Below are 9,194 nucleotides of genomic sequence, written 5' to 3'. Positions count from 1 at the left end.
AGATCGATTTCGTCATTCGTCTTGCGAATCATCACTACGCCGAGGTTCAAAGCGAAAGACCACGTTCGCGATGCCGTGGTTATTCTCGGTAACCAGCCTAAAACAAAAATGACAACACCGCTGCGCCTCATTGAGTTCTACGATGATCAAGATCGGTTTTATCGGATCGTGACAACCAAACATGATCTGCCTGCAGAAGAACTGATGAATGAATACCGCAATCGTTGGCTGATTGAACTGTTCTTTAAATGGCTGAAGCAACATTTGAAGTTCGCCAAACTCTACAGCTACCAACCGGATGCGGTATGGAATCACATTTATCTGGCGCTAGTAGGATACGGATTATCGTATCTGGTGAAACGTCAGCTCAACACGACGCATTCAACGTGGGATATTCTCCAACTCATTCGCTTGTATGCGACGAAGAGATGGTCGGCCTTTCTGAAAGAAGTACACCGAATCCCGAACGCCTGCAAGGTAACCAAACGAAAGACAGGTCCACCTAAGCTGCGAGAAGCCACGGAAACGCCTGGCGTGCAAATTCAACAGCCCAAGAAAAGAAATAGGTAATTTTTTTTGGAGAAGTAGCCTACGCTTAGGTGGAGTTGTCTTTTAATTGCAAGCAACAAAAAACTTTGTGGATTCTCGCACGTTGTTAAATTTCGATATGGGTATGTGAGTATTAATGCAACGCTAGTGAAGGAGTTGCAGGAAATAATCTTCGTCATCCATCGCAAATAATTCCTGATCAAGAAGTCGTGATATGACATCCTTCATTACAGTCAATACTTCAAATAATTCCTGATGATACAGACGCCGTATTTCGATTTGGAAGTCTCCTTTCGAGTGCATGTTCCCCCCCTTCACACCAACTGACTTTTAGCGTCCAATTTCTTTTGTCATAAACACACTATTAGGATCTTCTACATACTCTCCAAACGGTTTGCAATATTCAAATCCAAATCGTTCGTATAGTTTTCGAGCTGCTGCGAATCCTTCCATGGAGCCCGTTTCCAAGCTCAGACGGCGATAGCCAAGCTGTTTTGCTTCCTCTATGATATGAGCAAGTAGATTAGATGCGACGCCCTTTCGAAGATGCTTAGTAGCCGTACGCATGGATTTGAGCTCGCCGTGACGATGACCCAAATCTTTAAGTGCGCCGCAACCCAAGAGCTCTGCCTGTTCCCAAGCACTCCAGAAGGTGATCTCCGCTCCCTTTAATCCATCCAAATCCAATGCATGAACACTTTCTGCGGGAGATTGTTCGAGCATGCTTTCTAGATGCTCACGGACCAGTCCAATAATTTCAGCACCAGTCAAATCATCAATTTTAATTTCCATTACATCCACTCTCCAGTTCAAGGTAGATAAGACATAAATTCGAATGCAGTTGTACCATATACGCTTTTAAGCTGCTACCACCGAATACACATCCTTATTTTTCTGAATCATATTTTTAGCCCGTTCTACTTTTGCATTCAAAAAATATTGATAAGGTGATATACCGGTATGCGCCTTGAATAATCGAATCAATTGAAATTTAGATAAATGAAGCTCATTACTAATTTCATCTAATTTAAGGACGTGTTCTAAATCGTAATAAATCATTTCTTTTGCTTTACGAACCAGCTCATTTTCTTTTTTATCATCGGTCGATAATTTAGTGTTGATTAATCTGTCAGTGAGGTTAACAAACAATTCATTACACAACGCTTCATCCTTATCGCTAATGTATTCATTCCATTCACCTCTCAGCAATAACCTAAATCCAGATCATGACCGCAGCATACACAAGAGAAAAAGACATGGCTACATTTACAGTCTTTTTATGCTTCTGTAAGAACGTTTTAAAAAGAGAGCCGAAAAGCACCCAAGTTACAAATGCTAAGAATCCAATTATAGTGATTCCTATAATACTTAATGAGATTGCGGTACTTGAACTAGGTTTAGGCAAAATAAATGTCGGCAAAACGGTTAACGCAAATAGCATGACTTTAGGGTTAAGGAACTGCATAATCACACCAGAAAGAAAGGTGCCTTTTTGATTAACAGCTGCGATTGAGGCATCCCTTTTATAAATCAAAACTGCAAGGTAGAGCATATAACAACTTCCGATGAGTTGCATCATAATTACTATCTTCGGTAAAAACGTCACAAGAATCGAATTCAAAACCGCAGAAATAATTAGCAAAAAGCAAAAACCGCTCGTTGCACCAAACGTATACTCCATCGCTTTTTTTGTCCCTTGATTATTCACGGTAGACAAAATCATGATATTCGTAGGTCCTGGTGTAAAAGTAGCTATCACACAGTAGATCAAAAAAGATGTTATGTCCATGAGAACCCCTCTTTCCGGCTATTCTCATATCCTACATCTTTTTAAAAAAACTTATAGTATATTATTGCGAATAGCGAACCACAATTGCCATGGATATGAATGGGAAAAGACAAGTGGACTGAATTTACAATACCTTAAACATTTATCATCAATATAAACATTTACTTATATAATCAAATGCGTATATAATGATGCACAGCAGCACACAATGAGGTCACATGAAAGGAGTACACATGAATCAGTTTGAAGAGATTTCAGAATGCATGAAGCTACTCTCGGATAAGACGCGACTAAACATATTAGCCCTTCTGAAAGAACAAGAAATGTGCGTGTGCGATATCGTGGACATTTTGGCTACAACTCAACCTAATATAAGCCAACATCTCAGAAAGCTTAAATCTGGGGGCCTCGTAAATGAAACTAGGCGTAGTCAATGGATCTACTATTCGTTGAATACAGATTCCAAGCCCTATTTAAATGAAGTAATGAACCACCTTCCTTCAATGAAAGAACAAATTGCTACAAGGACGAATCTACAATGTGATTAACCAGGAGGTACCTATGCTCGCGCTTGCCTTGATCATTTTCTTCCTTACTTTGGTATTTGTAATCTGGCAGCCAAAGGGACTCAATATAGGCTGGTCCGCTTCTGCCGGTGCAATTGTCGCTTTATTATGTGGCGTGGTTACTTTTACTGATGTACTGGACGTGACCCAAATTGTATGGAATGCTACATTAGCTTTTGTTGCGATCATTCTTATCTCATTGATACTTGACGATATCGGATTTTTTGAGTGGTCAGCACTGCATATGGCGCGTTTTGCTGGCGGGAACGGCCGATTAATGTATGCCTACGTTATCCTTTTAGGCGCAGCTGTGGCGGCATTTTTCGCCAATGACGGCGCGGCCCTCATCCTCACCCCTATCGTTCTCGCTATGGTAAGGGCGTTAAAATTCGATGATCGCTTAATATTGCCATATATCATGGCGAGCGGCTTCATTTCGGATACTGCGTCTCTTCCGCTAATTGTAAGTAACCTTGTGAATATTGTATCGGCGGACTTTTTCTCCATTTCGTTTGTGGAGTATGCCAGTCGCATGATAGTTCCAACCCTATTTTCTATTGTTGCAAGCTTGCTCGTATTGTTCCTATATTTCCGCAAGAACATTCCGAGCAGCTATGATCTGAATCAACTCAAGGAACCAAAAGAAGCGATTAAAGACTTACGGCTATTCAGAATATCTTGGGTCGTACTCGCAGTGCTTTTAGTTGCCTACATGCTAAGCGAATTCATTCATGTTCCCGTATCCATTATCGCTGGGGTTGCGGCAATCATTTTCCTTTTCTTCGCTAGACAAAGTCATGCGATCCAAACATGGAAACTGGTTAAAGGTGCGCCTTGGGCTGTCGTCGTGTTCTCCATAGGCATGTACGTTGTTGTATATGGCTTACGCAATGTGGGACTTACTGATGAGCTTGGGAAAGTCTTTCAATGGGTTAGCGAGCAAGGATTGTTTATTTCGACCGTAGGTTCGGGGTTCATCGCAGCGATCTTATCTTCTGTTATGAACAACATGCCGACTGTTATGATCGATGCTCTGGCGATTAAAGGCACAGACACAGAAGGTATTATCAGAGAATCCCTCATTTATGCCAATGTTGTTGGATCTGATTTAGGACCAAAAATCACGCCGATCGGTTCCCTTGCGACCTTATTGTGGTTGCACGTGCTTTCGCAAAAAGGCATCAAAATTAGTTGGGGTTATTATTTTAAAGTTGGTATTATTTTGACGGTCCCCACCCTCCTCATTACCCTTATTGGTTTGTACTTATGGCTGCTCGTGATTGACTCCGTCACCATAAATATTTGAAAAATAAACTTAAAGGAGTAAAAACAATGAAAACCAAACCACTTGTCTACTTTTTGTGCACCGGAAACTCTTGCCGCAGTCAAATCGCTGATGGTTTTTTGAAAGCCTTTGGCGGTGACAAGTTTGAGGTTAAGAGCGCTGGACTTGAAGCTCATGGTTTGAATCCACGTGCCGTCGCCACCATGAATGAAACCGGTATCGATATTACGAGCCATACTTCTGATGTTATTGACCCGGAGATTCTAAATCGAGCAGAGTATGTCATTACGCTTTGTGGCCACGCAGACGAGCATTGCCCTGTTATATCCAATAAAAATGTCGTGAAATGGCATTGGGGATTCGATGATCCAGCAAAGGCAACTGGAACTGAAGAAGAAATTACTGCAAAGTTCCGTGAAGTACGCGACTCCATTAAAACACGCATTCTTGAATTTGTCGAAACCGGTAAATAAGTCTGGCATTTAACGCGCATTCATAGCTTGAATGCGCGTCCTTCATGTGTAAAGCTTATCTGCACATTTTTAATGACAGCAGCTGCTTGAGTTAATAACGGGAATCGTTTTGTTTATGTCGACCGAAGATAAAGCTCGAGTTGCTGAACAAACTCCTGTTTCAGGGAGGTGCAGCTTCACTTCGCGGGCAGCTTCATAATCGCCATCTAATGCAGCTACAATGCTCCTTACCTGCTCATATCCAGTTGCCAGCAAGAATGTCGGTGCCCGGCCATAACTTTTAGAACCTACGATGTAAAAGTCCTTCTCTGGTTGACGGAGTTCAGCTTCGCCATGTGGTCGTACTGTACCACAGCTGTGGATGTTAGGGTCTATTAACTCGGCGAGCTGCGGCACTGATTCAATTGACGTGTCAGTTGAAAAACGAAGTTCCCGCAAGAAATCGAAATTAGGTCGCGCCCCTGTGGCTACGATGATCTCATCAATTCGGTCAATCAAATACTCTTTGTCCATAGAGCTTCCAAGTAGTGTCAGCCCCGGCTCTCCATCCTGTTTTTTAATCTTGCTGACTAACAATGGTGTATGAACTTTTACATTACCATTCCGAATGTATTGCTGAGCGCGTGTTCCAAGTGCTCCTCTAGCCGGTAATCCGTCGTTTTCGCCACCGCCGAAGGCTTCTTCCACTCTTTGCTTCCTCAACACCCAATGAATAGTTGTTTCTGGGATCTTCAGTTTCAATTCATGAAGAAGCGTTAATGATTGAATGGCCGAATGCCCACTGCCTATAACTACGATATTTTTTCCGGCATATCGCTCCCGGTCAGATCCCAGGATATCCGGAATGCCATACATAATCTGTTGCGCACATTGTGTCTCTCCATCTGCCCAATTGCCACTGGCTCCAATTGGGTTCGGAGTAAGCCAGGTTCCGGTCGCATCGATAACTGCCGAAGCTTCGATCCGATCAACCTTTCCGAATTGCTCGTATTCAATGATAAACGGTGCGTGTTCTCTACCGGCCGTTTTCATTTTATCTAATCCTTTGCGATGAATTGCCGTTACCGTTGACTCAAGTTTTAGACAGGGTCTTATTTTCTCCAGGTTCGATAATGGCTTAAGGTATTGGCTCACAAGCTCCTCGCCTGTTGGTAAGTGATCCTTATCCGGGGCTTGCCAACTATTTTCAAGTAGGAGCTCTTTGGCGGCGGCATCTATATTAAATTCCCATGGCGAGAACATTTTGACGTGCTTCCAGCTAAGTACCGATGCCCCTACTTCTGCCCCTTTCTCAAAAAGCACAAAAGGCATGTCACGTTTAACCAGTTGTGCTGCCGCAGCCATTGCAACCGGTCCTCCTCCAATAATAGCAGTAGGTAAAGAATGATTCATGTAGCTTCCTCCTTTATGTTATCGAGTCATTAACTTGCAATACGCAAGTATTGAATGGAAATCAAGCCTCCATTACTTTGGAGGCGCGCAGCATGAACCAGACTGAATCAATGTATCATTAAACAATTGAATGGATCGAAGCACGGTTTCTCTTTCGAACTCTGACAGTTGAGACAACACGTCATTTAGTTGCGTATTTACAGTAAGGTTGATACTATTTTCAATGTGTAATCCTTCTGGTGTCAGCGATAAAATATTGACTCGGTTGTCTGCAGGATGTGGCGTTTTCTTGACTAGATCCTTCTCTACCAGAGTTTTCACTTGCCTGCTGAAGGTTGTGATGTCCATTCCTAAAGCACTCGCTATTTCCTGCATAGACGGTTTATGTTGCCGGTTAATTTCATATAGAATATGGCTCTGAACGAGTGAGACCTCTTGCCCACAGCAGCTTTCGCAGCATTGCTCGTTAAGTAATCCGAAGTTTCTAGAAAGGATCTGAAACATGTTTCGCACATTTTCCATTTAGCATAACCTCCTGAAACAGTTATAACACTTATATTTGCAATATGCAAGTATTTGTGTATAGAACAATAATAAAGTCCATCTCATCGCTATCAAGTTCTTCAAGGATTCGTAATTGAAATCGTTATTTGCGAAAAGCGCCAGCCAGACGGCTACTACTCCTTCCGGCTCCTTCATCCGAATGGCGCCAGCCGCATCCCGGCAATACTACCGTCAGGAGGAGGTGACTCCGCATGGAAAATCAATCCCGCAAGGGCAATTACAAAGGCACTACGCATATGAAAGCCAAGAACCAGGATATGGCCTTCGTCAATGACACGATCGAAGACGCCAAGTCCGTGACCAACTTCTCGTCCAAGAAAAAGAAAACCGACTAGGCAGTTAATCGCGGCTTCGTCTCCCCGATCAACGCCAACCAGCCACGCCCGGCCGATCACGATCGGCTAGTGCGTGGCTCATGTACATCTTGCGAAGTCGAAGTCGTATCTGCGTTTTCTGGCCCGCATCGAGCCCTCACCCCTTAACCGCGCCCTCCGTAAGCCCCTTCTCGATATACTTCTGAATGAACAGATAGATAATGAGTACAGGCACGACAGTCAAGGATACGGCAGTAGCCATAAGGCCAAAGTCCGTGCCGTATTGTGAGCTGATCTCGCTAAGGAGCAGCACGATCGGGCGAACGTTCTCCTTGCTGACGAAGATCAGGGCGGAGAACAGGTCGTTGTACGACCACAGGAAAACGAAGATGCTCGCGGAGGCAAATGCCGGCCGGCCGATCGGCAGGAAGATCTTTATGAACATCGTCCACCGGTTGCAGCCGTCGATGAACGCCGCTTCCTCCAACTCCTTCGGAATGGTGGACAGATAACCCGCAAGAACGAGAATGGCGAACGTCAGGTTGCCAGCCGTCTGTGGGAAGATAAGACCGCCGTACGTGTTGGCCAGCTTCCAATGAATGAGCAGCTCGTAGACGGGAACGACCGTCGCGAAAGCGGGAATGAGCAGACTGGCGTACAAGATCGAGAAGATGACCTTCCTGCCGCGGAATTGGAACCGGGACAACACGTATGCGGCCAAGCCGCCGAACAGAAGCACGAGCAGCACGGTGCTGCCGGACATAATGAGGCTGTTTAGATAACCCTTGCCGATATTGATGCGGTCGAACGCGTTTGTATAGTTAACCATGACTGGATCCAATGCGAGTTTAAACGAGTTGTTCATGACTTCCCGGGATACTTTGAACGAATTGTTCACGATCCAGAACAACGCGTAGATGGTTGTGAGCGACCAGCCGAATAAGACGGCGTACATTAGAATCGTACCCAGCGGGAAGCTGCGCCTCTTCATCGTGACGCTTCTAGGTCCAAGCTCTCTTTTGACAGATTGTTGCATCGTCGTACACCCCTATTGCCAGCTTAGTATGTGATTTCGTCTCTCTTCAGCAGACGGTTGGCGAGCAGCGACAGCAAGACGCCGAATACCACGATATAGATCGCGATCGTCGAGCCGTAGCCGAAGTTCTGATCCACGAGCGCTTTCTTGTACATATAAGTTCCGAGCACCTCCGTGCCGCTTTGGCCGCGGGTGAGAACGAATATGAATTCGAATACTTTCAGCGTACCCGTGATCGCCAGCGTAATCACGACTTTGATATCGCTCATAATGAGAGGAATCGTAAGCAGGAACGTCTTTTTGACGCCGGTAATACCCTCGAGCTTGGCCGCCTCGTAAAAATCCGCGGGAATCTTGGACATCGCCGTCAGGAACAGCACGAAGTAGAAGCCGACATAATGCCACACGGTTGGAACCGCAACAGCCTTGAGCGCGTTGCTTTCGCTAAGCCATAATATTTTATCGAAACCGAGATTCTGAAGAATGTTGTTAAGCAGGCCGAACTGGAAATTGTAGAACAGGACGAACAGCAGAGCGATGGCCGTTCCGGAGATCACGACCGGGAAGAAAAACACCATCCGGAAGAAGCCTTTGCCCCAGGTTACATTGTCGACCAATACGGCCAGAATAAGGGCGATGCCGACTTGGAATACGATAACGTATAACATCAATTCCAGCGTGTGCAGCGTGGCAGCCCCTAATAGCTCGTCGGAAAACATCCGAGCATAGTTGTCGAATCCGACAAACGTCTTGCTAAAGAAACCACTCGTCCGGAAGAAGCTTAAGTACATGCTCTTAAAGAACGGGTAGTACAGGAATATCGACATAAAGACTGCTGCCGGCAGCAGAAATAAGAAGATATACTTACGATCGCCCTTCATCCTTATCACCTTTGATGTTTATTTTCTGGCGCATGATGGCCGTAGAATAACGCCGCCGCTCCCTGTCATGTAGAGCGGCGGCGGCTATGCGTTCATGCGTTCGAATGGTTCTCGCTGATTCCGATTACTGCACCTCGATGGCTTTCGCCGCTTCCAGAAGTTGAGCTGGCGTTTTTTCACCTTTTAGCATCGGTTGTACTTTGCGAAGCTCGGTAAATGTCTCCGGCTTCACCTTGGAGTCGATCGGACCGTTAACGGAAGTGGCTTCGGATACCATCGCGAAACCGTCTAGCACGGCTTGCGCCACACCTTCCGGCTGTACGCCGGCAGCTGCCGGAGTGCCGC

General features: G+C 45.1%; 12 protein-coding genes and 2 pseudogenes. 5 read left to right on the top strand and 9 right to left on the bottom strand.

Annotated elements, in window-relative coordinates; genetic code table 11:
- Positions 1 to 570: transposase (locus PAT3040_RS08620; RefSeq protein WP_146200385.1), on the top strand; the 570-nt coding region annotated here is incomplete at its 5' end.
- Positions 571 to 693: 123 nt separating this feature from the next.
- Here the strand turns inward: PAT3040_RS08620 and PAT3040_RS36865 are convergent.
- From PAT3040_RS36865 to PAT3040_RS08605, 4 genes and pseudogenes are all read right to left on the bottom strand, one after another.
- Positions 694 to 852, bottom strand: a complete 159-nt coding sequence (locus PAT3040_RS36865) for a hypothetical protein (RefSeq protein ID WP_181376512.1) — start codon at positions 850 to 852, stop codon at positions 694 to 696.
- A 27-nt stretch (positions 853 to 879) separates the two neighbouring features.
- Positions 880 to 1,341 carry a GNAT family N-acetyltransferase gene (locus PAT3040_RS08615; RefSeq protein ID WP_108992287.1) on the bottom strand — a complete coding sequence of 154 codons (462 nt, stop codon included), beginning with the start codon at positions 1,339 to 1,341 and terminating at the stop codon, positions 880 to 882.
- A gap of 17 nt (positions 1,342 to 1,358) precedes the next feature.
- Positions 1,359 to 1,731: pseudogene (locus PAT3040_RS08610) on the bottom strand (helix-turn-helix domain-containing protein); the annotation flags it as partial.
- Between the two features lie 31 nt (positions 1,732 to 1,762).
- Complete coding sequence (locus PAT3040_RS08605; protein WP_108992286.1) at positions 1,763 to 2,338, bottom strand: LysE family translocator; 576 nt, start codon at positions 2,336 to 2,338, stop codon at positions 1,763 to 1,765.
- 233 nt (positions 2,339 to 2,571) lie between these two features.
- Here PAT3040_RS08605 and PAT3040_RS08600 point away from each other — a divergent pair, with 233 nt between their 5' ends.
- Genes PAT3040_RS08600 through arsC form a run of 3 tightly spaced genes read left to right on the top strand, consistent with a single transcriptional unit; the run spans position 2,572 to position 4,662 of the window.
- Positions 2,572 to 2,886, top strand: coding sequence for an ArsR/SmtB family transcription factor (locus tag PAT3040_RS08600; protein ID WP_108992285.1), 315 nt, complete (start codon positions 2,572 to 2,574; stop codon positions 2,884 to 2,886).
- A 13-nt stretch (positions 2,887 to 2,899) separates the two neighbouring features.
- Positions 2,900 to 4,210 (top strand): arsenic transporter, encoded by a 1,311-nt coding sequence (locus PAT3040_RS08595; protein WP_108992284.1) that lies wholly within the window; start codon positions 2,900 to 2,902, stop codon positions 4,208 to 4,210.
- A gap of 26 nt (positions 4,211 to 4,236) precedes the next feature.
- Complete coding sequence (arsC, locus tag PAT3040_RS08590) at positions 4,237 to 4,662, top strand: arsenate reductase (thioredoxin) (RefSeq protein ID WP_108992283.1); 426 nt, start codon at positions 4,237 to 4,239, stop codon at positions 4,660 to 4,662.
- A 69-nt stretch (positions 4,663 to 4,731) separates the two neighbouring features.
- Here arsC and PAT3040_RS08585 read toward each other — a convergent pair whose 3' ends face one another.
- Together PAT3040_RS08585 and PAT3040_RS08580 are read right to left on the bottom strand one after the other, a co-directional pair.
- On the bottom strand, positions 4,732 to 6,054 hold the full coding sequence (locus PAT3040_RS08585) for an NAD(P)-binding domain-containing protein (protein ID WP_108992282.1): 1,323 nt from the start codon (positions 6,052 to 6,054) through the stop codon (positions 4,732 to 4,734).
- A gap of 72 nt (positions 6,055 to 6,126) precedes the next feature.
- On the bottom strand, positions 6,127 to 6,576 hold the full coding sequence (locus PAT3040_RS08580; protein WP_108992281.1) for a MarR family winged helix-turn-helix transcriptional regulator: 450 nt from the start codon (positions 6,574 to 6,576) through the stop codon (positions 6,127 to 6,129).
- A 233-nt stretch (positions 6,577 to 6,809) separates the two neighbouring features.
- Here PAT3040_RS08580 and PAT3040_RS36860 point away from each other — a divergent pair, with 233 nt between their 5' ends.
- Entirely contained in the window at positions 6,810 to 6,953 is a 144-nt protein-coding gene (locus PAT3040_RS36860; RefSeq protein WP_179215721.1) for a hypothetical protein, read from the top strand.
- Between the two features lie 136 nt (positions 6,954 to 7,089).
- Here the strand turns inward: PAT3040_RS36860 and PAT3040_RS08575 are convergent, their stop codons facing one another.
- The 3 genes and pseudogenes from PAT3040_RS08575 to PAT3040_RS36855 all read right to left on the bottom strand — a co-directional run.
- Positions 7,090 to 7,968, bottom strand: coding sequence for a carbohydrate ABC transporter permease (locus PAT3040_RS08575; RefSeq protein ID WP_087569945.1), 879 nt, complete (start codon positions 7,966 to 7,968; stop codon positions 7,090 to 7,092).
- 23 nt (positions 7,969 to 7,991) lie between these two features.
- A complete protein-coding gene (locus PAT3040_RS08570; RefSeq protein WP_087569946.1) occupies positions 7,992 to 8,849 on the bottom strand; it encodes a carbohydrate ABC transporter permease in 858 nt (285 codons plus the stop codon).
- 124 nt (positions 8,850 to 8,973) lie between these two features.
- Positions 8,974 to 9,194, bottom strand: a pseudogene (locus PAT3040_RS36855) (ABC transporter substrate-binding protein); the annotation flags it as partial.

Source organism: Paenibacillus agaridevorans, assembly GCF_003112455.1.
Taxonomy (GTDB): domain Bacteria; phylum Bacillota; class Bacilli; order Paenibacillales; family Paenibacillaceae; genus Pristimantibacillus; species Pristimantibacillus agaridevorans.
The sequence above is the reverse complement of the archived record's forward strand: the minus strand, read 5'-3'. Positions and strand labels throughout refer to the sequence as shown.

Coding starts and splice junctions, on each gene's coding strand:
- PAT3040_RS36865 (WP_181376512.1), bottom strand. CDS start 852: ATGCACTCGAAAGGAGACTTCCAAATCGAAATACGGCGTCTGTATCAT.
- PAT3040_RS08615 (WP_108992287.1), bottom strand. CDS start 1,341: ATGGAAATTAAAATTGATGATTTGACTGGTGCTGAAATTATTGGACTG.
- PAT3040_RS08605 (WP_108992286.1), bottom strand. CDS start 2,338: ATGGACATAACATCTTTTTTGATCTACTGTGTGATAGCTACTTTTACA.
- PAT3040_RS08600 (WP_108992285.1), top strand. CDS start 2,572: ATGAATCAGTTTGAAGAGATTTCAGAATGCATGAAGCTACTCTCGGAT.
- PAT3040_RS08595 (WP_108992284.1), top strand. CDS start 2,900: ATGCTCGCGCTTGCCTTGATCATTTTCTTCCTTACTTTGGTATTTGTA.
- arsC (WP_108992283.1), top strand. CDS start 4,237: ATGAAAACCAAACCACTTGTCTACTTTTTGTGCACCGGAAACTCTTGC.
- PAT3040_RS08585 (WP_108992282.1), bottom strand. CDS start 6,054: ATGAATCATTCTTTACCTACTGCTATTATTGGAGGAGGACCGGTTGCA.
- PAT3040_RS08580 (WP_108992281.1), bottom strand. CDS start 6,576: ATGGAAAATGTGCGAAACATGTTTCAGATCCTTTCTAGAAACTTCGGA.
- PAT3040_RS36860 (WP_179215721.1), top strand. CDS start 6,810: ATGGAAAATCAATCCCGCAAGGGCAATTACAAAGGCACTACGCATATG.
- PAT3040_RS08575 (WP_087569945.1), bottom strand. CDS start 7,968: ATGCAACAATCTGTCAAAAGAGAGCTTGGACCTAGAAGCGTCACGATG.
- PAT3040_RS08570 (WP_087569946.1), bottom strand. CDS start 8,849: ATGAAGGGCGATCGTAAGTATATCTTCTTATTTCTGCTGCCGGCAGCA.